This is a genomic window from Specibacter sp. BI4 (assembly GCF_056680095.1).
Map to the genome: position 1 here is coordinate 2866891 of NZ_CM155265.1, position 25127 is coordinate 2892017.

20 protein-coding genes and 2 pseudogenes are annotated in these 25127 nt (G+C 62.8%); 9 read left to right on the plus strand and 13 right to left on the minus strand.

Translation table 11 applies throughout. The features are described 5' to 3' along the window. Positions 1-17 precede the first annotated feature (17 nt). Positions 18-281 (minus strand): hypothetical protein, encoded by a 264-nt coding sequence (locus AC1L6K_RS13175; protein ID WP_480949317.1) that lies wholly within the window; start codon positions 279-281, stop codon positions 18-20. A 142-nt stretch (positions 282-423) separates the two neighbouring features. Then, a complete protein-coding gene (gene rpsA / locus AC1L6K_RS13180; protein WP_444531089.1) occupies positions 424-1905 on the minus strand; it encodes a 30S ribosomal protein S1 in 1482 nt (493 codons plus the stop codon). Between the two features lie 248 nt (positions 1906-2153). On the opposite strand from rpsA, the gene AC1L6K_RS13185 reads away from it, so the two are divergent. Beyond that, positions 2154-2906 carry an ABC transporter permease gene (locus tag AC1L6K_RS13185; protein WP_480949318.1) on the plus strand — a complete coding sequence of 251 codons (753 nt, stop codon included), beginning with the start codon at positions 2154-2156 and terminating at the stop codon, positions 2904-2906. Here AC1L6K_RS13185 and AC1L6K_RS13190 read toward each other — a convergent pair. Then, on the minus strand, positions 2903-4150 hold the full coding sequence (locus AC1L6K_RS13190) for an NAD(P)/FAD-dependent oxidoreductase (protein WP_480949319.1): 1248 nt from the start codon (positions 4148-4150) through the stop codon (positions 2903-2905). The two genes, AC1L6K_RS13185 and AC1L6K_RS13190, sit on opposite strands and share 4 nt — an antisense overlap. Before the next feature lie 316 nt (positions 4151-4466). Between AC1L6K_RS13190 and AC1L6K_RS13195 the strand changes: the two genes are divergently transcribed. Both AC1L6K_RS13195 and AC1L6K_RS13200 read left to right on the plus strand, forming a co-directional pair. Next, a complete protein-coding gene (locus AC1L6K_RS13195; RefSeq protein WP_480949320.1) occupies positions 4467-4700 on the plus strand; it encodes a hypothetical protein in 234 nt (77 codons plus the stop codon). 245 nt (positions 4701-4945) lie between these two features. Then, positions 4946-5473 carry an AAA family ATPase gene (locus tag AC1L6K_RS13200; RefSeq protein WP_480949321.1) on the plus strand — a complete coding sequence of 176 codons (528 nt, stop codon included), beginning with the start codon at positions 4946-4948 and terminating at the stop codon, positions 5471-5473. Between the two features lie 27 nt (positions 5474-5500). Here AC1L6K_RS13200 and AC1L6K_RS13205 read toward each other — a convergent pair. The 3 genes and pseudogenes from AC1L6K_RS13205 to polA all read right to left on the minus strand — a co-directional run. After that, positions 5501-6061 (minus strand): annotated as a pseudogene (locus AC1L6K_RS13205) (alpha/beta hydrolase fold domain-containing protein); the annotation flags it as partial. Between the two features lie 421 nt (positions 6062-6482). Then, on the minus strand, positions 6483-7892 hold the full coding sequence (locus AC1L6K_RS13210) for a GNAT family N-acetyltransferase (protein ID WP_480949322.1): 1410 nt from the start codon (positions 7890-7892) through the stop codon (positions 6483-6485). Positions 7893-8039: 147 nt separating this feature from the next. Then, positions 8040-10781 carry a DNA polymerase I gene (polA, locus tag AC1L6K_RS13215; RefSeq protein WP_480949323.1) on the minus strand — a complete coding sequence of 914 codons (2742 nt, stop codon included), beginning with the start codon at positions 10779-10781 and terminating at the stop codon, positions 8040-8042. A gap of 19 nt (positions 10782-10800) precedes the next feature. Here polA and AC1L6K_RS13220 point away from each other — a divergent pair, with 19 nt between their 5' ends. After that, positions 10801-11268 (plus strand): hotdog fold thioesterase, encoded by a 468-nt coding sequence (locus AC1L6K_RS13220; RefSeq protein WP_480949324.1) that lies wholly within the window; start codon positions 10801-10803, stop codon positions 11266-11268. Between the two features lie 115 nt (positions 11269-11383). Here AC1L6K_RS13220 and AC1L6K_RS13225 read toward each other — a convergent pair whose 3' ends face one another. Together AC1L6K_RS13225 and AC1L6K_RS13230 are read right to left on the minus strand one after the other, a co-directional pair. After that, positions 11384-11638, minus strand: coding sequence for a hypothetical protein (locus AC1L6K_RS13225; protein WP_480949325.1), 255 nt, complete (start codon positions 11636-11638; stop codon positions 11384-11386). A gap of 365 nt (positions 11639-12003) precedes the next feature. Then, positions 12004-13179, minus strand: a pseudogene (locus tag AC1L6K_RS13230) (inorganic phosphate transporter); the annotation flags it as partial. A 396-nt stretch (positions 13180-13575) separates the two neighbouring features. Here AC1L6K_RS13230 and AC1L6K_RS13235 point away from each other — a divergent pair. Further along, positions 13576-14577 carry a pirin family protein gene (locus AC1L6K_RS13235; protein WP_480949326.1) on the plus strand — a complete coding sequence of 334 codons (1002 nt, stop codon included), beginning with the start codon at positions 13576-13578 and terminating at the stop codon, positions 14575-14577. 30 nt (positions 14578-14607) lie between these two features. Here AC1L6K_RS13235 and AC1L6K_RS13240 read toward each other — a convergent pair whose 3' ends face one another. From AC1L6K_RS13240 to AC1L6K_RS13255, 4 genes are all read right to left on the minus strand, one after another. Then, positions 14608-15651, minus strand: a complete 1044-nt coding sequence (locus AC1L6K_RS13240; RefSeq protein WP_480949327.1) for an LLM class flavin-dependent oxidoreductase — start codon at positions 15649-15651, stop codon at positions 14608-14610. 221 nt (positions 15652-15872) lie between these two features. Beyond that, complete coding sequence (locus AC1L6K_RS13245; protein ID WP_480949328.1) at positions 15873-17108, minus strand: pyridoxal phosphate-dependent aminotransferase; 1236 nt, start codon at positions 17106-17108, stop codon at positions 15873-15875. 402 nt (positions 17109-17510) lie between these two features. After that, a complete protein-coding gene (locus tag AC1L6K_RS13250) occupies positions 17511-18554 on the minus strand; it encodes an LLM class flavin-dependent oxidoreductase (RefSeq protein ID WP_480949329.1) in 1044 nt (347 codons plus the stop codon). Positions 18555-18699: 145 nt separating this feature from the next. Further along, positions 18700-20454 carry a long-chain-fatty-acid--CoA ligase gene (locus AC1L6K_RS13255; RefSeq protein ID WP_480949330.1) on the minus strand — a complete coding sequence of 585 codons (1755 nt, stop codon included), beginning with the start codon at positions 20452-20454 and terminating at the stop codon, positions 18700-18702. Positions 20455-20676: 222 nt separating this feature from the next. Here AC1L6K_RS13255 and AC1L6K_RS13260 point away from each other — a divergent pair, with 222 nt between their 5' ends. The 4 genes from AC1L6K_RS13260 (at position 20677) to AC1L6K_RS13275 (ending at position 24763) form a co-directional block, all read left to right on the plus strand. Next, positions 20677-20946, plus strand: a complete 270-nt coding sequence (locus tag AC1L6K_RS13260; protein WP_480949331.1) for a GlsB/YeaQ/YmgE family stress response membrane protein — start codon at positions 20677-20679, stop codon at positions 20944-20946. A gap of 48 nt (positions 20947-20994) precedes the next feature. Beyond that, positions 20995-22185: a YihY/virulence factor BrkB family protein gene (locus tag AC1L6K_RS13265; RefSeq protein ID WP_480949332.1), complete on the plus strand. Its 1191-nt coding sequence runs from the start codon at positions 20995-20997 to the stop codon at positions 22183-22185. Positions 22186-22399: 214 nt separating this feature from the next. Further along, positions 22400-23923: a SulP family inorganic anion transporter gene (locus AC1L6K_RS13270; RefSeq protein WP_480949333.1), complete on the plus strand. Its 1524-nt coding sequence runs from the start codon at positions 22400-22402 to the stop codon at positions 23921-23923. Positions 23924-24127: 204 nt separating this feature from the next. Next, a complete protein-coding gene (locus AC1L6K_RS13275) occupies positions 24128-24763 on the plus strand; it encodes a uracil-DNA glycosylase family protein (protein WP_444532207.1) in 636 nt (211 codons plus the stop codon). Between the two features lie 121 nt (positions 24764-24884). On the opposite strand, the gene AC1L6K_RS13280 is transcribed toward AC1L6K_RS13275, so the two are convergent. Further along, a complete protein-coding gene (locus AC1L6K_RS13280; RefSeq protein WP_480949334.1) occupies positions 24885-25079 on the minus strand; it encodes a DUF1059 domain-containing protein in 195 nt (64 codons plus the stop codon). Between the last annotated feature and the right edge of the window lie 48 nt (positions 25080-25127).

Here is a 25127-nt window from a genome sequence, read left to right on the forward strand (position 1 = left end):
GACCGGGACAGCTGCGGCTACGGCTCCCTGCTGAGCGCACCTGCCTGGTCGGGCCAGGGAATGTTGACGCGTTTGCTGTACAGCATTGCCTTGGCCAGCTCGGAAATGCCGTTTCCGGCCAACAGTTCTTCCCCGGCCATGAACCCGGTGGGACCGCCCAGGCTGTGCCCCAGCAGGTTTCGTGGCTGGACGGAGGACCAGTCCTCGGCCAGCGGCTCGAGGTGGCCCACAGTCTCGCCGTCGTCGGGGCGGGCAACTTTCACCCGGTGTGTGGCGGGCATGGGGTTCCTTTTCTGACGAGGCGTGGGGCGTGGGTCTGGGGCGGAGTTGTTGGGGGTCGCGCATCTGGGGTTAAAGGGAACGGGTCCCCCACCCGAAGGTGGAGGACCCGTTCAATTCTGCTCGGTGAAGCTGGTGCGGAAATTAGTTTCCGGTCAGCTTTTCGCGCAGTGCAGCAAGTGCTTCATCAGATGCCAAGGTGCCGGCGCCTGATTCGGTTGCAACGGGCTCGGAGGAGTAGCTCGCCCCTGCGGACTCGCCACCTTCACCGGCGCCGTCGGCAGCTGCATCTTCTGCGGCGTGCTCAGCAACCTGCTTCTTGTGTGCTTCCCAGCGGGTCTGGGCGTCAGCGTACTGCTGCTCCCACACGGCGCGCTGGTCTTCGTAGCCTTCAAGCCACTCGTTGGACTCGGAATCGAAGCCCTCCGGGTACTTGTAGTTGCCCTCTTCGTCGTACTCGGCAACCATGCCGTAGAGTGCGGGATCGAACTCGGTGGAGTCGACGTCGACACCCTCGTTGGCCTGCTTGAGGGACAGCGAGATGCGGCGGCGTTCCAGGTCGATGTCGATGACCTTGACGAACAGTTCGTCACCAACGGAGACAACCTGCTCGGCCAGCTCAACGTGGCGGACTGCCAGCTCGGAGATGTGTACCAGGCCTTCGATGCCGTCTTCAACGCGAACGAACGCGCCGAACGGAACCAGCTTGGTGACCTTACCCGGTACAACCTGCCCGAGGGCGTGCGTACGGGCGAAGGTCTGCCACGGGTCTTCCTGCGTAGCCTTGAGCGAGAGCGATACACGCTCGCGGTCCAGATCCACTTCGAGAACCTCGACGGTGACTTCCTGGCCAACTTCGACAACCTCGGACGGGTGGTCGATGTGCTTCCAGGACAGCTCGGAAACGTGGACGAGGCCGTCTACGCCGCCAAGGTCCACGAATGCACCGAAGTTGACGATGGAGGAAACAACGCCCGGACGAACCTGGCCCTTTTCCAGCTTGTTGAGGAACGTGGAGCGAACCTCGGACTGGGTCTGCTCGAGCCAGGCACGGCGTGACAGGACCACGTTGTTGCGGTTCTTGTCCAGCTCGATGATCTTGGCTTCGATCTGCTGACCGATGTAGGGAGCCAAGTCGCGTACACGGCGCATCTCGACGAGCGATGCGGGCAGGAAGCCGCGCAGGCCGATGTCGAGGATAAGACCACCCTTGACCACTTCGATGACGGTACCGGTAACGACGCCGTCTTCTTCCTTGACCTTCTCGATGTCGCCCCAGGCGCGCTCGTACTGTGCGCGCTTCTTGGAGAGGATCAGGCGGCCTTCTTTATCTTCCTTCGTGAGCACCAGGGCTTCGACCTGATCGCCAACGGAGACAACGTCTCCGGGATCAACGTCGTGCTTGATGGACAGCTCACGGGAGGGGATGACACCTTCGGTCTTGTAACCGATGTCGAGCAGAACTTCGTCGCGATCAACCTTGACAACTACACCTTCGACGAGGTCGCCGTCGTTGAAGTACTTGATGGTTGCGTCTACTGCGGCGAGGAATTCTTCAGCAGTACCGATGTCGTTGATGGCAACAACAGGAGTGGTACTAGTCTTCTCGGGGGTCGTGATGGTCATGTAGTAGGGGCTCCGATGTGGATAGTTGGTTTCGCCGAACCCTAGGCCAGGCCGCGAAATGTCGCGCCCTTGCCGGATTGGGTCCGGAATTATTATGGTTGCAGGGGTTCCTGCGGATTGTTCGTGCATGGCATTCGCGGAGCCGGACCAATGGTGCCGGCCCACTTCACGCATTACATGCCCATTTAGTCTAGTTGTTTGGGCGATGGAGCGCAAAAGTTCATCTATTGGCTGCCACAATGGCGGTTGTGGACAATTCAACACTTCTGAATCTGGGACCCAACGCATGGATCTTGCTGGCAGTCATGCTTGCCCTGGCCGCGTTTCTGTGGCGGGCCGCCCTCGACCGTCCGCCGGTCCAGATGCTCGTTGCCGGGGTTCGGGCGCTGGTCCAGCTGGCCGCCGTCGCGCTTGTCATTGCGTGGTTGTCAGATCAGGGCGCGTGGGCCTTTGCCTTTGTCGCACTCATGTTCCTCGTGGGTGTTTGGACCTCCGGCCGCCGGGTTGCCGGCGCGGGCCGGTGGTGGATGGCAGCCGTGCCAATGGCAGTTGGCGTGGTCCCTGTGGCTGTGATGATGTTTGCGGCCGGGGTGCTCCCGTTCAATGCGCTGGCAATTATCGCCGTCCTGGGCCAGCAGATAGGTGGCGCCATGTCCACCGTGACCCTGAGCGGGCGGCGCATCCGCGACGAACTGGTCCTTCGCCACGGTGAAGTGGAAGCCGCCGCTGCGCTTGGCTTCGAGTGGCCGGCGGCACGGATGCTGGTGGGCAGGCCCGTTGCCGGTGAAGCGGTCCTGCCCACCTTGGACCAAACCCGGACAGCGGGACTCGTCACACTGCCGGGTGCGTTTGTCGGCATGATCCTTGGCGGTGCCGCACCCTTGGATGCCGGGCTCATCCAATTGCTGGTGCTGATCTCACTGCTGCTGGTCAATTCCAGCACGGCCGCCGCCACCTTGTGGCTCAGTTGCCGTGGGGCGTGGACGCGGCCGACCGCCTAGTCCGGGTCGCCCAGCACCACATGGGAGCGGCTGTGGGTGAAATAGTCGTCAGCCCAGGATATGAGCGCACTGACCCGCTGGCGGTTGCCCGAGAGCAACGCCACGTGCACGCCGAGCCAGGCCAGGAAAGCCAACGGGCCCTGCATTTGGATGCGTCGGCGCCCAATCTCGGCCACCGCCGCGCCACGGCCAATCATGGCCATGTAGCCCTTGTCCACATAGGCAAAAGGCGTCCGCGTGCCGCCGCTGAGATCTGCCTGAATGTTGCGGGCCGCCCATTTGCCGGCCTGCTGCGCACAGGAACCGAGCTGTGGAAGCTTGTCGCCGCGCGCATCTGTCATGTTGGCTGCATCGCCGAGCACATAGACGCCAGTGGTTTCCGGTGCCGTCAGGTCAGGGTTGACATCTATGCGGCCCCCGCGCCCTTGCTTCAGGCCGGATTGGGCGACGACGGCGCCTGCCTTCAGCCCGCCTGCCCAGACCACAATTTGGCTGGGCAGGGTGGTTCCGTCGGCGAAGGACACCCCGTCGGAACGGATTTCGGTCACGCCCGAACCCATCTTCAGCTGGACACCTGCCTGCAGCAAACGGCTGCTTGCATAGGCCTTTGACTTGTCCGAAAACGCATTCAAGACGCTGGGCACCATGTCGACCAGGTGGACGCTGGAGCGGGCAGCCAGGCTCTCGGAAAAGTATTTGGGAATGACGTACTTGAAATTCTCTGCGATCGCACCGGCAGTTTCGACACCCGTGGGTCCGCCGCCAACCACCACGATGTGCACCCCCCCGCCGTCGTCATTGGCACGGTGCGCTGCATCGAGGGCACCGACCATCGCATTGCCGAGGCGGACGGCATCCTTCACGGAATACAAGGGGTAGGCGTGTTCCTCGACGCCGGGGGTGTTGAAATAATTCGCTTCGGCGCCGGCAGCAAGAACCAGGATTTCCGCGTGGAAGGTGTCGCCGTCAGCGGTGGTGACGGTGTGGGCCTGAACGTCCACGGCCGTCACCTTGGCGGTGATCACCGAGGCGCTGCGGTAGCGCGCGAACATCCCGCGAAATGTGTGCGTGACGTCTGCAACCCCGATCTGTGCCGTGGCGACCTGATAAAGCAGCGGCTGGAATTGGTGATAATTGTTTTGGTCGATGAGCAGCACATTGATGCCCTTGCGGCCCAGTTCCTTGACGGCGGCCACGCCGGCAAATCCTCCACCCACGACAATCACCTGAAATGACTTCTCCATTGCCCGACCCCTTCATTGGCCCTTGTTTGCGCTGGGCGGCGGCGCCCCAACGTCCTGTCCCCTTGTGGGGCATCCTACTCCCGGCAGTTCGAATGCGGCAGGGGCTGCGGACCGTGCCTCGCACTGTCACCTCACACGCCGTTGAGGGTCATCGTTTCGGATGCCGCTTGACACAACCATTGCTGACACGGCTGCTGCAGGCCAGGCTTACACCAGCCTTCCGGGCTGTGTCTTCGCTGCGATGGGCCTCGTGCTTGGGCTTGCTTGGGGCGTGACAACGATTTCCCGCCGAACCCCACTTCCAAACTGGGCAACCGTGTCACTGTGGGCTGGAATTGTTGCCCTGGGTGCGCCGGCATGCTTCCTCACGTCGTTCGCCAACCTGAACTCAGTGGCCGATACCTACGTCAATTGGAACGCCGAGGCGGCATCCGTATTGGAGGCGCCCCTGTACGTGGCCAGCGGGATCGCGTTTCTTGTCTTCGTTGCAATGGTGGTGACGGCCGTGAACAAGGCAACGACGCGAAAGAAGCCGTCACCGGTGACGTAGCGGACCCATATGACACGCACGTGTTTCCTTGCCCGCGACTGTTGAGTGAGCGTTCGCAATGTCTTGAACGGCCGCCGTCGGGGGTGCCCCCGTTGGGGCACCCAACTTGTACAGTCCATGCTCCTCATCACGTAAGGGATCGGTCGAACCCCTGGACTTTAAAATCGTGTCACATCATTTCTCATGGATGGTCTTGTGGGCGGACGACTACTTGCTGCAGCCGATCTCTCGCTTAGACTCCTTGGATGGCCATGGAACTTGAAAGCGTCTTCCTCAACGGCACAGTTGGTGCCGGCAAGACCACCACGGGCGAAACCCTGCACAGTCTCCTCGCCGCGGACGGCATCAGCAACGCCATGATCGACCTTGACCAACTGCGCCGAAGCTGGCCCGCACCTTCCACTGACCGGTTCAATCACGAACTTGAGCTCAAAAACCTCCAGTCCGTTGCCGCAAACTATCGCGAGGTGGGCGTTCGGAGGTTTATCGTGGCTGGCGTTCTTGAAGACCCCGCGGAGTTGGACCGCTACCGTACAGCCCTTGGTGGAGGGAAGCTGACTGTCATTCGGCTGGATCCGCCGCTCGATGCCATTCACCGGCGACTCAGGAACAGGCACGATGCCGACAGCACCGAGTTGACCTGGCACCTTCATCGCAGTGGAGAGCTCCACGGGATCTTGACCGAAGCGCGGCTCGAAGCGCACGTCATGGCGGTGGGGAGCCTGGGCCCCAATGATGTGGCCCGTAATGTTCGTGCTCTTGTTGGCTGGTAGCCGGAGACAAACGGTGGGCGAAAGACATCACGCCTGCACTCCTCGTGCCCATTTGCCAATCAGATCCATGCCCTCCGCAAATCTTGGGTCCTGCGGACGGTTAAGGAAGGCATGGAAGGCTCCGGGTAGTACGTGGTAGTCCACTGCGATCCCGGCCGCAGAGAGTTCTTGCGCGAATTTACTGCCACATGCGCGCATTGAGTCGTGATCGGCATCAATCATGAGCGTCGGCGGGAAGCCTTGCAAAGGGTGTCCGCCGGGAAATGCGTCGGATTCCAAAAGTGCGGATGGACGGCCTGCGTAGTGGAGGTTCATGAGGTTAAGAACTGTCGGCGTGTGGACAAAACGGCGCGGGCCACGGAGCCGGAGTCGCAATTCGCGTGACCGGTTTGGCAGCGCGGCGTGGAAAAGTCCGTAGGCAAAAAACGCGCCGGCAAGTGCCTCGGCCCCATCGTCCGCCCGACGAAGCGCTGCAGCAGCCGATAAACAGGCACCGGCGCTTGCACCGCCCAGAATAACCCCGTTCGGTGCTTCGCGTTGCACCTCCCGGACTACGGCAACGATTTCGTCAACCGGTAACGGGTAGTGGACGGCCGGGGATCGTCACAATCCACCTTTGGACCAACGAAGTCTCGAGACAGTTGCGAGCTGGTACGCAACGGCGATAACGCAAAATCCCGCTGCGGCCAAGGCCAGGCCGACATCATGCGACTCCGGTTGGTCGAGGTTGCCTTTGAAGAATCCTCCGCCGTGGATCCAAACTATCTGTGTGCTGACGGCGGGTGGTGTCTTGCTCGGCGGCGAATAGTAGCGCACGGGGATGGGCCCATGAGGTCCATCAACTGTGCCGCCAGTCCACCCGACTGGATGCAAGATCTTCTCGATCGCTTTCAGGTTCCCCCCGTATTTTCGCTCTTGTGCGCACGATGCTTAGCTTTTGTGGCGGGTCCGACGGGCATATTCAATAAGCCTGATGAACATTTCGCAGCGACAGGTGGGTTGCAGTCGTTTAGAAGCTGGTCAGGCAGTGCGGGGACTGCGCCGGGGCGAACAAGGCATCAAATGCCGCAGCGGCTCCGGGCTGGAGTTCCTGCACGCGCCCCGCGGCCTTGAGCGTCTGGGCCGAGACTCCGCCCAGATACAGGCTGGAAAGCTCTGCAACGCCCATGTCGAGCCCTGGCACCGCGACCCGGGTGCCGGAAGCCGGGGCGGAATCAGCACCGGCATCGGTGTCAGGCCCGTCAGGGTGAGACAGGTCCTCGGCCAACCGCGTCACGGTGGCCTTGCCATGGACGACGTCGATCCGAAAAATGCCCGAAGCGTGGCCCAGCGGGTCTCCGACATGGATCGTGACGGACCCGTCCTTCAGATAGTCACGGGCGGCCAACGCCGCCGGCACGTCGAGGATGCGCAGCCACAGCAGGTCCTCGGCTTCGACCAGCTTGTAGTTTCGTTTGGACGCCATGGCCCATTCCAGGGGATCAACGACAGGTGCCTGTTTCCATTTGACGACCTCGATCAAGTCCAGGGAGCCCAGAAAATTCCACAGGGCCAGGTATGCATCCTCGGTTGTGGCCAGCAGATCAACGACCTCGACCATGGCCCGGGTCCTGTCCTCGAGGGGCTTGTACGTGACATACCCGTCGACGATACCGGCCGAGTTGTAGTGCAGCGCGGCGCGGATGTTCTTGGTCGGTTCCATCGATTCGTAACTGCCCTGGCCCGAAACCATCAGCCGGTACATGTCATGTCGGCCGATCGAGCCATACGTGGCACCGTGCACCTGTGCGAAAATCTCGTTGTGCAGGTCCCGCACCACAGTGGCGTCGGCGACTTCCACTGTGCCCTGCGCTGCAGCCACCGGGTTATGGAACGCGATGCCGCCCTTGACCAAAACCTCCACGTTGCACTCGTGCGTCGCGACGCCAAAGCCGAACCGGCCATAGATGGTGGCTTCCGAGGCTGTCAACGCTGCGATCGGGATGCCAGCGGCTTTCGCCTGCGCCAGGTCTGAGCCCATCATGGCCCGCAGCAACCCCCGGCGGCGGTGGCTTGGCCGCACAGTCACGGCTGTTATCTGGTGGACGGGGAGCAACGTGCCCGCGCCGACGTTCAAGGTCTTGCGGTGGTACGCATATGTGGCCACGGGGTATTCCACGCCCCACGCGCCTGCCGGCGCCGCGGAGTTCGTCAGGTACGCCCCCGTGGCCATGCGGCTGTCCACTTGTTCGCACTCCACATAGTCCTTGGACATCCCGGAGGTGGGGGCGTTGCCGTAGAAACCCAGGGCAACCGCCTGGATCCAGCTGGCAATCTCGCCAGTGACTTCCCCGGCCTCGAACCTGATGGGGAAGGTGCGCAGTTCGTAGGGGAAGGACCGTGTCTGCCGGTTGCTGCCCGGTTCATAACTCTGCGGCATTGCTAAACCTTTCCAAAGAGGAACAAGAATTAAATTACGGGGCCCACAGCCCTGGGCCCCGAGTTGGGCCCACCGTACTGGGCCCACAGCCCCGAGGGGCCCCAGTGTTGGGTCGCTTGCGACCCAACACTGGGGAGGGGCTGGGGACTAGTGCCCGGCGTCGTTCCAGCTGGTGCCCAGGCCCACCTGCACCTCGAGGGGCACCTGCAGGTCCGCTGCCGCACCCATTTGTTCAATGACAAGCGCCTTGACAGCCTCAAGCTCTCCCGGCCAGATCTCGAGGATCAATTCGTCATGGACCTGCAGAAGCAGCCGGGATTTGAGCTCCTTGGCTGCCAGCTCCGCCGAAACGCCAAGCATTGCGTGCTTGATGATGTCGGCGGCCGAGCCCTGGATGGGTGAGTTCAAGGCGATCCGCTCGGCCAGTTCACGGAGCTGGCGGTCGGCGCTGGAGAGGTCGGGCAGGTAGCGGCGGCGGCCTTCGATGGTCGAGGTGTAGCCGTCGATGCGTGCTTGTTCGACGACGCCGCGCAGGTAATCGCGCACCCCGCCAAACCTGTCGAAGTAGTCCTTGACCAGCGTGCGGGCTTCGTCCACCGAGATTTCAAGCTGCTTGGAGAGGCCGAAGCTGGTCAGCCCGTAGGCCAACCCGTAGGACATGGCCTTGACCTTGGAGCGCATGGCTGAGGTGACCTCTGCTGGTGACACCCCGAACACGTGGGAGCCGACGTACCTGTGCAGGTCCTCCCCCTCGGCGTAGGCCTGGATCAGTCCGGCGTCGCCCGAAAGATGCGCCATGATGCGCATTTCAATCTGGGAGTAGTCGGCGGCCAGCAGGCATTCGTAGCCTTCGCTGACGACGAAGATGTCGCGCACCCTGCGGCCTTCCTCGGTGCGGACGGGGATGTTCTGCAGGTTCGGGTTGTTTGAGGACAACCGGCCTGTTGCCGCAACGTTCTGCGCGTACGTCGTGTGGATGCGGCCATCCTCGGCCACCGACTTCTTCAACGTCTCCACCATCTGCTTCAGCTTCGACGCTTCACGGTGCGCCATGAGCTGGGCCAGGAATTCGTGACCCGTTTTTTCGAGCAGCATCTTCAGGGAGGCGGCATCCGTGGTGAAGCCGGTCTTGATCTTCTTGGTCTTGGGCAGTCCCAACTCCTCGAACAGGACTTCCTGGAGCTGCTTGGGCGAGCCGAGGTTCACCTCGTGCCCGATCGCGGCAAAGGCCGCCTCCTGGGCGGCGTTCATGGCGGCAGTGAAATCAGCCAGAAGCGTGTCCAGCCGTTCCAGCGAAACATCGATGCCAGTCAGTTCCATTTGCGCCAGAACCGCCGCCAACGGCAGCTCCATGTCCCGCAGCAGCGCAGCGGCGCCGCGTTCCTCAAGGAGCGGGGCGAAGTATTGGCTCAGCAGCAGGGCCACATAGCCGCGCTGGACGGAGTCGGCAAATTTCGCGTCGCCTTCCAGCCCCAGGTCCAGCTGCCCCGACTCGGTGGCAGAGCCGGAGTCAAAGCCGGTCTTCAGGTGCACCTGGCTCAGCTCAGCCAATTCGTAGCTGCGCCTGTCGGGCTGGATCAGGTACCCGGACAGCGAGGTGTCATCAACCACGCCGGCCACCGTCAGCCCGCGCAGGGACAAGGCCTTCAGGGCCTCCTTGTACTCGGGCACGACCTTCGGCGCATCGGACGCCAGCCAGGCCGCCAGGGCTGACTCAAGCCCGGCATCCGCGGTGCCCAGGTCAACCACGACGGCGGAATCCTCGCGTACCAGCGCCACCGCCGTCGCCTCATGGGCCAGGCCCGCCTTTTGGCTCAGGACGTCAACAGCGACGGTGCCTGGGGCGGGTGCGGCCGCCAGCCATGCTTCCAGTGCGGGCGCATCGGCGGGCACCTGGTGCGCGGGCACCTGGTGGACTGCTCCGTCGTCGTCCGCTTCCTCGGCACCGAACAAATCAAACAAACGCTTGCGCAGCTGGTTGAATTCAAGGGAATCGAACAATTCCTCCACGGCGTCCCTGTCGGGCGATTGCAGCACGGTGTCCTCGATCGGCACCGGCAGTTCCATGTCGCGCAGCAGGTGGTTCAGGCGCCGGTTGCGCTTGACGTCGTCAACATGGGCGCGCAGTGACTCGCCCACCTTGCCGCCGATCGCGTCAAGGTTCTCAAAAATCCCGGCCAGGCCGCCGTACTGGTTGATCCACTTCGCGGCGGTCTTGGGTCCGACGCCGGGCACGCCGGGCAGGTTGTCAGCGGTTTCGCCCACCAGCGCAGCCAAATCGGAGTAGCGGTTCGGCGGGACAAAGTACTTGGCCTCGACGGCTGCCGCATCCATGGGCGGAATGTCGGAGATGCCCTTTTTGGGATAAAGCACCGAAACCTTCTCGGTGATGAGCTGGAAGGCGTCGCGGTCCCCCGAAACCACGACCACATCCCAGCCTGCAGCCTCGCCTTGGGTGGAGAGCGTGGCAATGATGTCATCTGCCTCGAAGCCGTCCACGGAGATGGTGGGGATGCGCATGGCCGCCATGACCTTGATGATCAGGTCAATCTGACCGTAGAATTCTTCGGGAGTCTTGTTGCGCCCGCCCTTGTATTCGGTGTACTCAAGGGACCTGAACGTTGGTGTGTCCAGGTCAAAGGCGACAACCACGTGGGTGGGCTTTTGCTGCCGGATCATGGTCAGCAGCATGGCGGTGAAACCGTGGACGGCATTGGTGTGCTGGCCCGACTGTGTCACAAACTTGTCCACCGGCATGGCGTAAAACGCACGGAAGGCCATGGAGTGGCCATCGAGCACCAGCATGCGGGGTGTTGCGCCTTCTGGGAGTCCGGTTCCGGGGCTGGCTGTGGCTGTGGACTGGGGGGCCGTTTTGGCAGATTCACTCACAAGTGCCAGCCTAGTCAACATGAGCGATAAATTCACACCCCATCCCCTGTCAGTCGAACTCCTCGCCGCGGGAGTCCCCGTCGAGTACCACGCCATGTTGGGTCGGCACGGTGTAGGCACCCTCGTGGCCAAGATGGGCATCGTTTTCACCCACATGCGCACGGAATCGATGGTTGCCACCATGCCGGTGGCGGGAAACACCCAGGTGGCGGGTCTGTTGCACGGCGGCGCGCACGTGGTCCTGGCAGAGACGCTGGGCTCCTTCGCCGCTGCCTTCCATGCCGGAGCGGGACGTCAGGTGGTGGGCATTGAGATCAATGCCACACACCACCGTGGCATCGCCTCGGGCCTCGTCACCGGCACGGCGACACCCATTCATCTGGGCCGCACCCTTGCTTCCCACGAAGTCGTCATGACGGACGAGGAAGGCCGGCGCCTCTCCACCTGCCGGATCACGAACATGATCCTCGAGGCAGGCAGGAACTAGCCGGCCGGCGCCAGCCACGGCCCCGGGCGCCTCCTGGGTTAAACGACGACGCCGACCACCCGCCTTCACACAGTAAGCGGAAGGTGGGGGCCGGCGTCGGACATTCAAAGGCGGTTCAGAAGATGCTGCCGAAAATCTTTTCCGCTGCCGAGCTGAGCGCGGGCACGATCAAAACGATTCCGGCCGTGACGGCCAGCACGCAGAAGCCGAAGCACACGTAGGCGCCCCACTTGGCGACATGGTTGACGCGACCGTGGTCGTCGCCGCTGACAGCTGTGAAGCGGACGCCCAACGAGTACATGGCGACGACGAAACCGGCGCCAATCAACGTTGTCAGTCCGACTGTGAGAAATCCAAACCAGTCAATCATTTCTGCCCCTTCTCGGCGTCGTCCGTCGATATGTCGTTGGGCGCCACGGTGCCGAGGTCGGCCGGCGCCGGGTCCATGATTGCGCCGTTGGCTGGGTCGTTCCTGCCCGCGCCGTCATCGCCTGCGCCTTTTGCCTTGGCCCTGATTTTGGCGGCCCCCGCGGTTACTGAAGCCTTCGCCTTGGCCTTGTCCTTGGGTGCCCCGGCGTCGGCTGCGGCCTTTGTCATGGCCTTCAACACGGCAGTGTCTGCACGGTCCAGTGCGGTTTGGGCGGTTGCCCTGGCGATGTCCGTTTCGGCCGCGCGCCTGGCTGCCTTCTCGGCCACCTTCCGGGCTGCCCGGGCCTTGGCTGCGAGGCGGTCGCGTTCCTTTTTACTTGGTATGTGCATGGCCTCACCCACCGCGTCGACATCGCTGATGGCGTTGCTGTGGTCAACGGTTTCGCGCTGGGACCGGTAGAACATGAACAGAATGGATCCGAGTCCCAGCACGGCGACAATAACAATGCCGACGGTGCCTGTGCGGATCAACAGGGCGGCGAGGCCGCCAACTATGGCAGCTGCGGGAAGCGTGAACAGCCATGCGATGGCGATCTTGCCGATGGCGCGCCAGCGCACTGTCGAGCCCTTGCGGCCCAACCCCGAACCAATGACGGAGCCGGAGGCGACGTGGGTGGTGGACAGCGCAAAGCCCAAGTGGCTGGAAGCCAAAATGGCGGCGGCGGTGCTTGTCTCGGCGGCGAAGCCCTGGGCGGGCTTGACGTCCGTGAGGCCTGAACCGAGGGTGCGAATAATGCGCCAGCCGCCAGCGTAGGTGCCGCCGGCGATCGCCAGGGCGCAGGCCGTGATGACCCAGATATGCGGGCCGGTCCCTGAGCTCTGGAGGCCCGAGGCGACAAGCACCAGGGTGATGACACCCATCGTCTTCTGGGCGTCGTTGGTGCCGTGTGCGAGGGCAACAAGCGAGGAGCTGAAGACCTGCCCGCGGCGGAAGCCACCACGTTTCTGGGTGAGCTTGTCACCGGAGTCGGGGTCTGAACGCCGGGTGATGCTGTAGGCCATCTTCGTGCAGAGAAAGGCCACCAGCCCCGCAATTGTTGGCGCCAGCAGTGCGGGCAGCAGGACCTTGGACACAACAACCATGAAGTTCACGGCCCCAAAGGACCAGGTGCCAACAATCGCCGCACCGATAAGCCCACCAAAGAGAGCGTGGGACGAACTCGATGGCAGGCCCAAAAGCCAGGTGAACAAGTTCCACAGCACGGCACCCATCAGGCCGGCAAAGATCATTTCCGGTGTGATGGCTACGCCGTTGGGCCCGCCCTCATTGATAATGCCGCCGGAGATGGTCTTTGCCACCTCGGTGGAAAGGAACGCACCAACCAAGTTCAGGATTGCGGCCAGGGCAACAGCTGTCTTGGGCTTGATGGCACCTGTGGCAATGGGGGTTGCCATGGCGTTGGCTGTGTCGTGAAAGCCATTCGTAAAGTCAAAGAATAGGGCCAGCGCTATAACTAGCACGACCATGAAGGTGAGATCCACCCGCGATCCAATCTAAAGGGGGCAATAAGCAATACTGCTGAAACGTCCAGTGGGATGCGCGTGCTGGCTGTGCACCCCGCGACGATGGCGATCATGCACTGGCGTAACCCAACCGCTACGATACTACGACGATTTGCCGCCGTATGTTTGCCTAAAGTTTGCTTTCCCGTTACCTGTCCACCTGACCGGGCGGCCCCGGGCGGCTGCACGTCCCGGAGCACGAAGGGCTAGCATTGCCGGAAGGGCATGGCGTTGTCCGCCACGGGGGCCGAAAATGTCTCCCGGCGGGCGCGAATGGAACACCGCTGCACCGGCGCCAAGCAGCTTTGCCAGTGCCAGGAACGGCCCGTCCGACCGATGGTTCATGCGTACAAACTGTGAAGAGGAAAGCACCCCATGAGCAATGTTGAAGCCAACCCGCAGGAGTTGCTTTGCCCCAGCAGGCCCGCCAATTCACACGACGGTGCCGAGATCCTTGCCGCCCGTTCCGTGCCGCTCGGCGGCCCCCGGGCCATGACGGTCCGGCGGACCCTGCCGCAGCGCAGCCGTTCGTTGATCGGCGCCTGGTGCTTCGTTGACCATTACGGCCCCGACGACGTCAGCGTCTCGGCCGGCATGGAGGTGCCGCCCCATCCACACACCGGCCTGCAGACGATCAGCTGGCTCTTCACGGGTGAGATTGACCATGCCGACAGTGCTGGAAATCACGCCGTCGTGCGTCCGGGCGAACTGAACTTGATGACTGCGGGGCGGGGCATCAGCCACTCCGAGTACTCGCGCACAAACACCACGATCCTGCACGGGGTCCAACTATGGGCCGCGCTCCCCCAGTCGGCCAGGTTCACCGCCCCCGGTTTCACGCACTACCGCCCAACGCCCTTCACCATCCCCGGAGCCCGCCTGAGCGTGTTCATAGGGACTGTGGCTGGGGAACAAGCCCCTGTCGAGACCTTCTCCCCCATGGTCGGTGCCGAGATCATGCTCGACGCCGGGGCAACCGTCGTGCTTGGCCTCACACCGGGCTTTGAGCACGGATTCCTTGTGGACACCGGCTCGCTCAGCGTGGCAGGAACGGCCGTAGAACCCAGTGAGCTTGCCTACCTGGGCACCGGCCGGTCAGCCGTGGAACTCTGCGCCGGGCCGGAACCTGTCCGCCTTCTGTTGATCGGCGGGGAACCGTTGAACGAGTCGATTGTCATGTGGTGGAACTTCGTTGGCCGCAGCCACGAGGAAATAGTTGCCTTCCGCGCCGCATGGCAGGCAGCGATTGGCCTGGAACCAGCCTCGATGCTCGATGAGGTGGCGTCATTCAGCCTGCCTGCCGACCAGGTCGATGCGCCGCTGCCGGCCCCGGTGCTGCCCACTGTGCAGCTGCGTCCGCGGGCCAATCCGAGCTAAGGGGCCCGTGGCCTGTGCGCCTCCAAACGGCTAGTCCTGGCGCAGGTTCTCCCTCACCCGCGGGGCGACCTCGGTGGCGTAAAGTTCAATGCTCTTCATCATGGCCTCATGCGGCAGCGTCCCGTGGCTGTACTTCAAGTCGAAACGGGACAGCCCAAGCGCCTTGGCGACGGTGGTGATCTTCCTGGCCACCGTTTCAGGCGAGCCGACCACAAGGGCCCCCTGCGGACCGGCCGTGACGTCGTACTCGGCGCGTGTCAATGGCGGCCAGCCGCGGTCGCGGCCAATGCGGCGGTGCATCTCGGCATAGTGCGGCCACAGTTCATCCTGGGCCTGCTGGTCCGTCGCGGCAACGTGCCCCGGTGAATGGACACCGATGGGCTGCTCCGGCTGGCCGAATTCCTTCAGTGCCCGGTGGTACAGCTCCGTAAAGGGGGCAAATTGGAGGGGCTCGCCGCCGATGATCGCCAGCATCAGGGGCATGCCGTAATGGGCGGCCCGGACCACTGACTGCGGACTGCCGCCCACAGCAATCCATGATTTCAGGGTGCCGGATTCGGTGTGCGGATACACCATCTGATCCGTCAGGGCAGGACGCGTAGTTCCACTCCAGTTCACCGCTCCCTGCTTGCGCAATTCGCTGAACAGTTCCAGCTTTTCCTCAAACAACTCTTCGTAATTGGCAAGGTCAAAGCCAAACAACGGGAACGACTCGGTGAATGACCCACGGCCAAGGATCACTTCCGCGCGGCCCCGGGAGACGGCGTCGAGGGTGGAAAACCGCTGGAACACCCGGATGGGGTCATCCGAACTCAGCACAGTTACGGCCGAACCCAAGTGGATGCGCTCGGTCTGTGCTGCGATGGCGGCCAGAACCATATCGGGGGCGGAGACGGCAAAGTCATCGCGGTGGTGCTCCCCGACGCCGAAGTAGTCAAGGCCCAGCTTGTCGGCGAGCACTGCTTGTTCGACGACGTCGCGGATCACCTGGGCTGCATGCTTGGGCGCACCGTCAGCATCGACAGTGATGTCGCCAAAGGTGTCCAGGCCCAGTTCAAAGTTGCCATCTGCCAAGGAAGTTCCATCCATTTCTCAATCACGCTGCCGGCAGGTCACCCGCTGGCAGAGAGTATGCGTTTGCATCTAACTGTGGGAACCGGGGCACAGCTGAAACTATTCCCGAGCATGGCAACAGGGCCGGCGGATGGCTTGGGTGCGGCGGTTGGTGGGCCCACGACTGCGAGGGGCCCCGAGAGGAGACGCGCCAGCGGATCCTCTCGGGGAGCAGTCGGGGACTATCCGGCGAGCAGGGAGCTCTTTTGCCTGTAGACGGCCAGAAAGGAACCGATCCGACGCACGGCTTCTTCGATGTCACCGATGGAAGGAAGAATCACGAACCTGAAATGATCCGGCGTTGGCCAGTGGAACGCCGTGCCGTGGGAGACAAGGATCTTTTGGTCCTGGAGCAGGTCGATCACAAATTTCTCATCGGACTCGATGGGGTACATGGCAGGATCGAGCTTGACGAACAGGTACATGGCGCCGGCGGCGGGCACGCAGGACACGCCCGGCAGGGCGTTGATCAGCTCCGAAGCCCTGTCGCGCTGTTCCCGCAGCCGTCCTCCCGGCTTGGTCAGGTCGTTGATGCTTTGGTATCCGCCCAGTGAAGTTTGGATGGCGTGCTGCGCGGGGACATTGGAACACAAACGCAGCGAGGCGATCAGTTCGAGTGCCTCCTTAAAGTCGGCCATGGCGGCGCGGGGACCGGTAAGGGCAACCCAGCCGGCACGGTACCCGGGCATCCGGTAGGCCTTTGAGAGACCGCTGAAGGTCAGGATGCAAACGTCTTCCGCCAACGAGGCCATGTGGATGTGCGTACGGCCGTCATAGAGAATTTTCTCGTAGATTTCATCCGCGAATATGACGAGGTCGTGCTTGCGGGCAAGCGCCACGAACTGTTCCAGAATGGCGCGCGGGTAGACCGCGCCCGTGGGGTTGTTCGGGTTGATGATGACAATCGCGCGTGTCTGCGGGGTGATTTTCGCCTCCACATCGGCCATGTCAGGCCACCACTCGTTCTCCTCGTCACACAGGTAGTGGACGGGGACACCGCCGGTCAAGGTGACCGACGCCGTCCACAGCGGATAGTCGGGGGCAGGAATGAGGACCTCGTCCCCGTTCTCCAGAAATGCCTGGAGTGTCATGGAGATCAGTTCACTGACGCCGTTGCCGACAAAAATATCGTCGACGCCGATTTTCATCAGACCCTGGGTCTGGTAGTACTGCGAAATGGCGGTCCGTGCGGAGAAGATGCCCTTGGAGTCGCTGTAGCCCTGGGCCCCGCGCAGGTGGTGGATCATGTCCACCACGATGGACTCGGGCGCCTCCAAGCCAAAAGGTGCCGTGTCGCCCAGGTTCATGCGCAAAATCCGGTGGCCTTCGGCCTCCATTTTTTGGGCCGCATGCAGGATGGGTCCTCGAAGTTCGTATCGAACGTTGGCTAGTTTGCTTGAATGTTGCATGGGGCGCATACATTCCATCTTCACATATGAGGACCGGCAAACCCCGCTCCGGCCCATATTCCGGACTGCAGGTTTGGTGGGCCCACGCACCCGAGGGGTCACGGCGTGGACCCGTTCCAGCGGACAGCCGGGCTGGATTTGGGGCTGTTGAATTTCGCCGCCAACAGCTACAGCGATGGGACCCGCAAGGAATTCCCGGCACCCAAATGCATCGCAAAGTCCACCACAAACCCGCTCGGCCCCAACGGGAACTTCAACGGCACAAGAAGGGTTCCAGGAATCGGGCGACAGCCCGGATCATGGACGGCAAAAAGACCTTGGGCAGTCGGGCCTGAGTCTGCCCCGACTGCCGCACCCGCCGCTCATCAGCTACAGTCACCACGGACATCCTCGCCCCTCAGGACGAGGAGGTCATTTTTGGGCGAGCAGGCGCTCCACGCGCGGCTTGACCTCGGTGGCCAGCAGCGTAATGGATTCCAGCAGGTGCTCCTGGGGCAGCCCGCCGATGTCGGTTTGCAGGAAGTGCCGCATGTGGCCCATGTATCCGTGCAGGTGGACGATCCGCTGCGCCACCTCGTCAGGGTCGCCCACGTAGTATGCGCCGGGTGCCTCAGCCTGGGACAGGTAGGCGTTCTTGTCGGGCGCGGGCCATCCGCGCAGCCGGCCCATCTCAACGTTGAGGTTGTGCCAGCCAGGGTAAAAACGCTCCAGCGCCTCCTTCTTCGTGGGGGCGACGAGTCCCAGCGCCGCCACCGAAACCTTAATGTCGGCGCCGGTGTGACCGGCCTGCGCGGCGGACTGCCGGTAGAGCTCGGCCAGCGGCCCGAATCGGTGCGGCGCGCCGCCAATGATGCCGTAGGAAACCGGCAGCCCCAGCCGTCCGGCCCGGGCGGACGACGCCGGGCTGCCGCCGGTTGCGATCCAGAGCGGCAGCTTCCCCTGGACCGGTCGGGGGACGACGGCCAGGTTCTCAATATTGGGACGCACGCTGCCTGACCAGGTGACGCTGTCGGTCGCTGAGTTGTTAATGGCCATCAACAGGTCCAGCTTTTCGGAGTAGAGCTGGTCATAGTCGCGCAGTTCGAACCCGAACAGCGGGAAGGTCTCCACCGAGGAGCCTCGTCCGGCCGTAATTTCGATCCGCCCGCCGCCGGAGATCGCGTCGGCCGTGGCCATTTGCTGGAAGATCCGCACGGGATCGTCGGTGCTGATGATGCTGGCGGCGCTGCCGAGCTTGATGGTCTTCGTTGCACCGGCCGCGGCTGCCAACATGGCACCGGGTGACGACGCGGGCATGGACACGGTGTGGTGTTCGCCTACGCCAAAGTAGTCCAGGCCCACCCGGTCGGCGTGCACAATCGCCTCGAAGAGGTTGCGGATGCCCTCGGCTGTGGCACGTGCCGTGCCGTCAGTGTTCAGGGGTGTGTCGCCAAAACTGTATGTGCCGATTTCCATGATGCCTCCACGTTCACCTGTTCCGGAGTCGTGCATCGACCCGGATATGTGTTGTTCAACAGATCATATTGGTAACAGACGATTTCGGCAAATGTGGGGCACATTGACGGCAGCGGCCTAAAAAGACTCCCCCGGCGGCGCCGGATCAGAGCTGCGCCTGCTCCTTCACCTGCTTGCGCAGGATCTTGCCCAGCATTGAGCGTGGCATGTCGGATATTTGAATGATCCGCACGGGCACCTTGTAGCGGGCCATGCGCTCCTTGCAGTAGTCCCGCAGCGCGGTCTCGTCGAGTGTGGCCCCCGGCTCGAGCTGGACGGCCGCAACAACCATTTCGCCGCCACGTTCCGACGCTGTGCCAAAGACTGCAGCGTCAACGACGTCATGGTGCTGGCGCAGAACGGCCTCAACCTCCGACGGCGAGACGTTGAAGCCGCCGGTAATGACGAGTTCCTTCACCCTGTCGACAATGGTTGTGAAACCGTCCTCGCTGACAGTGACAATGTCCCCCGTGTGCAGCCAGCCGTCCTCGGTGAGCGTCTTGGCAGTTTCCTCAGGGTTGTTCCAATAGCCTTGAAAAACCTGCGGACCCTTGATCAGCAACTCACCGCGCTCCCCCTGCGGCACAACCCTGGCGGGATCGTCCATGTCGACAACCTTCATCAGTGTTGAAGGGAACGGCACGCCAATGGTGCCCGTCTGCCGCGTGTCCGCGAACGGGTTGCCAAGTGCCACCGGCGACGACTCAGTCATGCCGTAGCCCTCGACGAGCAAACCGCCGGAAACCGACTCCCACAGTTCAACCACATGGTCGGGCAGGTTCATGGCGCCCGAGATGCAGAACTTGCAAGACCGCAGCGACACACCCTTTTCCTTGGCGGCCAGGGCCGTGCGTTCATAAATTGGCGGCACGGCGCAGTACACGGTGGCCGGGGATTTCTTCATCGCTGCCAGCACCAGATCGGCGTCGAACTTGGGGAACAGCACCAGCAGTCCCTGCTTGCGGATGCCGAAGGTGAGGTACAGGGTCATGCCAAAGGCGTGGAACATGGGGAGCACGGCATACAGAACCTCCCTGCCCTGCTCGGCGCCGTGCATCCAGGCCTCGCCCTGGAGCGCGTTCGAATACAGGTTGAAATGGGTCAGCATGGCACCCTTGGGGTGTCCCGTGGTGCCGGAGGTGTAGCCGATGACAGCCAGGTCCGTGACCGCGGGGCGGGGATGCGCAGGATCAATTGAAGGCCCCGAGAGCAGCTGCTTCCACGGCAGGGTGCCCGGCGCGGGCGTGCTCAGTGCGGCGCGGGTCTCACGCAGTTTCGGCAACGGCAACTTCAGCGCCAGCCGCTTGACGGCCGGAAATTCGGTCAGCAGGTCCACCGAAACGATCCTGTCGATCGTGATGTCGGCAGGGAACTCCTGGATGGCCGGAACCACCTTGTTCAAGGCAATCACGACCCGCGCCTGGTGGTCCTCAAATTGGTGGCGCAGTTCCCTGGAGGTGTACAGCGGGTTGTGTTCAACCACGACGGCGCCCAGCCGCAACACCGCATAAAAGGCCACCACGTGCTGGGGGCAGTTGGGCAGGATCAAGGCAACCCGGTCTCCGGCCCTGACGCCCAGCCGGCGCAGCCCCTCGGCCGCCCTGCCCACCTGCTCCCCCAATTTCCGATAGCTGGTCTGCCGGCCAAAGAACTCCATCGCGGGAGTGTCTCCGGCCTCCCGGACCGAACGTTCGAACATGGCGACCAGCGACTCTGTGGGCAGCTCAATCTCGGCAGCGACGCCGGGCTGGTAGTTCTTCACCCAGGGCCGCTGGACCTGGTCAGGCACAAGGCCGTGCCCGCCGTGGTTGTCCGGGCCGGTATTTTGCAGGTCTGTGTCCTGCGGCTCAATGTTCGACATGCACCCATCTTCGCGTCCAAGCCGTGCCGCTGTCTAATGGCTGCCCACCTGCCGGCCGGCATCGGAAGGCCCAACATTAGCCAAGGAAAATGGTTCGAACAAGATTCCATGGGACCTAGACCCCGCGGCCCGACATAGGTACCGTGGATACACCGGATCCGGCAAGTGTTCGCGGCGTCCGGAAACCATCGAACACAGCACTTTCAGCAACTAGGAGGAGCAATGGGTTTCATCGGTTGGATAGTTTTGGGCCTCATCGTTGGCGTAATTGTCAAGGCAGTCATGCCGGGCCGCGTCGGTGGCGGCTGGGTGACGAGCCTGATTCTCGGCGTCGTCGGAGCCGTCGTTGGCGGCTGGATTGGCGATCTGCTCTTCAACAAGGGTGAGATGAGTTTCTGGAGCCTTGGGTCATGGCTGCTTGCCATTGTTGGTGGGCTGGTTGTCGCCGGGGTGTACGGGGCCATCACCGGACGCAACAAGGCCGTGTCCTGATCCCTGCTGTCCGGGACAGGCTCCGGAACGCCGTCGACGGGACCGGCTGTGCCTGATGCAGCAGCTCCCGTACTGGCAGCACCCGGTACTTCCGTTGACAAGGCCGGCGCGCCGGCACCCGACGATGGGCGCAAACCCCAAAGTCCTGCCGACGTGCCGGCCAAGTCATGGAAGTACGTGGCCAAACGGGCTGTCAACAAGTTCAGCGCCGACGGCTCCACGGACATGGCCGCCTCGCTGACCTACTACGGCGTCTTGTCCTTGTTCCCGGCTATTTTGGCGTTGGTGTCGATCCTGGGGCTTGTGGGCCAAGCCGAGCAAACCTCGAAACTGCTGCTGGACATGGTCGGCAAGCTGGCAGACGCAAAGGTTGCAGCGACCCTCACGCAGCCCGTTGAACAGTTGACCAGGTCCACTGCCGCCGGTTGGACGCTTGTCCTTGGACTGGTCGCGGCCCTGTGGTCTGCCTCTGGCTATGTGGGGGCGTTCAGCCGCGCCATGAACCGGATCTATGGAATCGACGAGGGGCGCCCCGCGTGGAAGCTGCGCCCTGCCCTCCTGCTCATCACGCTGGCGGCTGTGCTGCTGGTGGCGGCCATGGCCCTGATGCTGGTCCTTTCCGGCCCCGTGGCCAAGGCGGTCGGTGAGGCGCTTGGTGTAGGCGATGCTGCAATCGCCGCATGGAACGTCGCGAAATGGCCCGTCGTGGGCATTCTGGCTGTTGTGCTCATTGCGGTTTTGTATTACTTCACGCCCAATGTCCGCCAACCAAAGTTCCGCTGGATCAGCGTGGGGGCCGCCCTTGCCTTGGTGGCCAGCATCGCGGCTTCCGCAGGTTTCGGCGTGTATGTGTCCAACTTCTCCAAATACGACAAGACCTACGGCACCATCGCGGGCATGATCGTGCTGCTGCTCTGGTTGTGGATCATGAACCTGGTGCTGCTTTTTGGTGCCGAGGTCGACGCCGAACTGGAGCGGGCCCGACAGCTGCAGGCCGGGATCAAGGCCGAGGCACAGCTGCAGCTGCCACCCCGGGAAACCACAGCCAGTGCCAAAAAGCGCAATAAGGAATTGCTGCTCATCTCTGAGGGCCGGCACCTTCGCGCCGAGCTGGATGAACCCCGGGAGCAACCCATCAGCGGCTCGCCCGAGGTCCGGGCTTTGTGGTGGATGGCCGGGCTTGGGGCAGGCGTCGCAGCCGCAGCCGCCATTCGCAACCGACGGCGCGCCAAGGGCTAGCAACGGGCTAGCAAAGGGCTAACACCGGGCAAGCCAGTGCCGGCCACGCATCCCATCGTTGTGTCCCGGGAGCCCACTCCCTGGGGTGTCCGCGCGGTGCGGCAATGCAGCCGGCGGCAGGGCCCGGGGTGATCCTTGTATTAGGGTTGGCTTCGACCAGCGGCACGTGCGTTCAACGCCGTCGGACATCCCGAGCACGATAAAGGAACCAGCAATGGCGGTACAAGCCACCGGAACACCCCCTGCCCCCACCCCTGACCAGCTGCAGTCGGTGTGGGGCGCACTCAAATCCCCGCGCAGGCTCAAAACCGAGGTGCTGGGCGGTCTCGTTGTTGCACTGGCGCTGATCCCGGAGGCGATTGCCTTTTCCATCATTGCCGGGGTGGATCCACGGATAGGGTTGTTTGCGGCGTTCACGATGGCCGTCACCATTTCCTTTGTGGGCGGCAGGCCGGCGATGATCTCGGCAGCCACGGGCGCAGTCGCGCTTGTCATTGCACCGCTGATGAAAAGCCATGGCCTCGACTACCTGATCGCCGCGGTGATCCTGGCCGGCCTCTTCCAAGTGCTCCTCGGCCTCGCCGGGGTTGCGAAACTGATGCGTTTCATCCCGCGGTCAGTCATGGTCGGGTTCGTCAACGCCCTGGCCATCCTGATTGTCATCGCCCAGGTCCCCGAACTTCTTGGCGTGCCGTGGCTGGTGTACCCGCTCACCGGCTTTGCCCTGCTGATCATTGTTTTCCTGCCCAAACTGACGAAGGCGGTGCCGGCACCGCTGGTTGCCATCGTTGTCCTGACACTCTTCACGGTCCTTGCCTCAGTGGCCGTGCCAACCGTGGGCGACAAGGGCGAGCTGCCGGACAGCCTCCCCTCGCTCTTCATGCCGAATGTGCCGCTGACGTGGGAGACGTTCCAGATCATTGCCCCCTTCGCCCTGGCCATGGCTTTTGTGGGGCTGCTGGAATCCTTGATGACAGCAAAACTTGTCGACGACATCACCGACACCCGCTCCGTCAAGACGCGCGAAGCACTGGGGCAGGGCATCGCCAACATGGTCACCGGCTTCTTCGGCGGGATGGGTGGTTGTGCCATGATCGGGCAAACCATGATCAACGTGAAGGCATCGGGAGCACGCACCCGCATCTCGACGTTCCTCGCGGGAACCTTCCTGATCGTCTTCGTCGTGGTGCTGGGCGACGTTGTCTCGCTGATCCCGATGGCGGCCCTCGTGGCCGTGATGATCTTCGTTTCATTTTCAACCTTCGACTGGCACAGCATTCGCCCGTCAACGTTGAAGCTGATGCCCAAGAGCGAGACGACTGTCATGGTTGCCACAGTTGTCGTCGTCGTGGCCACACACAACCTGGCCATCGGCGTCGGGGTGGGCGTGTTGGTGGCGATGGCCTTGTTTGCCCGCAGGGTGGCGCACCTTGTCACCGTGGAACGCACGGTGTCGCAGGCCGACGGCCGTGAGACGGCCGTGTATGTGGTGGACGGCGAACTGTTTTTCGCCTCCTCCAATGATCTCTACACGCAGTTTGAGTACGCGCTTGACCCCGACAATGTGGTGATTGACATGCATGCTTCCCACCTGTGGGACGCCTCCACCATTGCCACCCTGGACGCAGTCACTGAGAAGTACCGACGCCACGGCAAGAGCGCCACGATCACGGGGCTCAACCATGCAAGCGCCCAAATGCACGAACGGCTCGCAGGGAAGCTCGGCGCAGACGGATAGATTCACGGCGATCCTCCCCCGACGGACCGCACACAGCGGATTTGCGCTGTTGCATTTCTCACACCTGCCATTTTTGGGATCCCCTTAGCACACCCCCGACAAGCCCGGACACCCGGGAAGATTGATATGCTGGAAAGTCGGACATACCCCTGGTCGGGAAGCTGCCGCACTCACTCGCATTCCTCTAAGGAGAAACTAACCTCAATGACATCCGTGGCCACTGAATCACTGCGTGAACAGCTTTGGAATCGCCGATACGACGAGAACATTGCTCCCGTCACCGAACTGTGCGACACCCTGGCGGAAGCCCGGCCCGAGCAGCAGGTGGCCTATGTGGATCCGGTTCACGACATTGATGAGTGCAAGATCATCAGCTTGTTCTCCAACGTTGGCGAACTGGACGAGTCGGGGTTCATCACTGCCGGTGACGAGCAGGCAGCCACCCGCCTGTTGGGCATTCACTGGCAGATCGGCCTGCGACCCAGCTATGTCATGCCGTGGAACGTCCACCCGTGGTTCACTCCGGGCCAGCCCAACGGCCGCTTGACCGCCCCGCAAATCGAGCAGGGCCTGCGCCCGCTGGTCAAGTTCCTGACCCTCGTCCCCCGCGCATCCGCCTTGATTGCCCATGGCACCGAGGCCCACCGCCTAGCCGACCAGCTCCTGAAGGCCCAGGGCCCCATGCTGTACAAACGCGGTTTCGGCATCTACAAGGTCCGTTCGCTCTCTGGCCGCAGCTTTGCCGGCTCCCCCGAGCGCCAGGAGCAGTGGCTGCTCGAGTCGGCCAAGGCCTATGCCGAGTCGATGACCCGCAGCGGCATCCTGGTCAAGGGCCGCTAGCACTCTCTGTCTTCCTGCAGCTGACCCGCAGTTGTGGTTGTGAAACACCGAGAAATCGCGTGTTTTGCGACCACAACTGCGGGTCAGCTGTGTTTAACGCACGACGGCGGCCGCCCGGCACCTATGCCAAGGACAGTTCGGCCGGTTCGAGGGAGCTGCGCAGCAGCTCCTGCAGCTCCGGTCCGTCCACCTCGCCGTGCACCGCAATCGCGTGGGCGGTCGAAACCGACAACACTTCCTCTTCGGCGCCAGCCACAGCCAGGGTGCAGCCAATCTCGCTGGGAACCTTGCGGCAGTCGATCATCACTCGTGACATTTCTCTTCACCTTCTTCCCTCTACCATCTCTTGTGAATAACAGTAGCG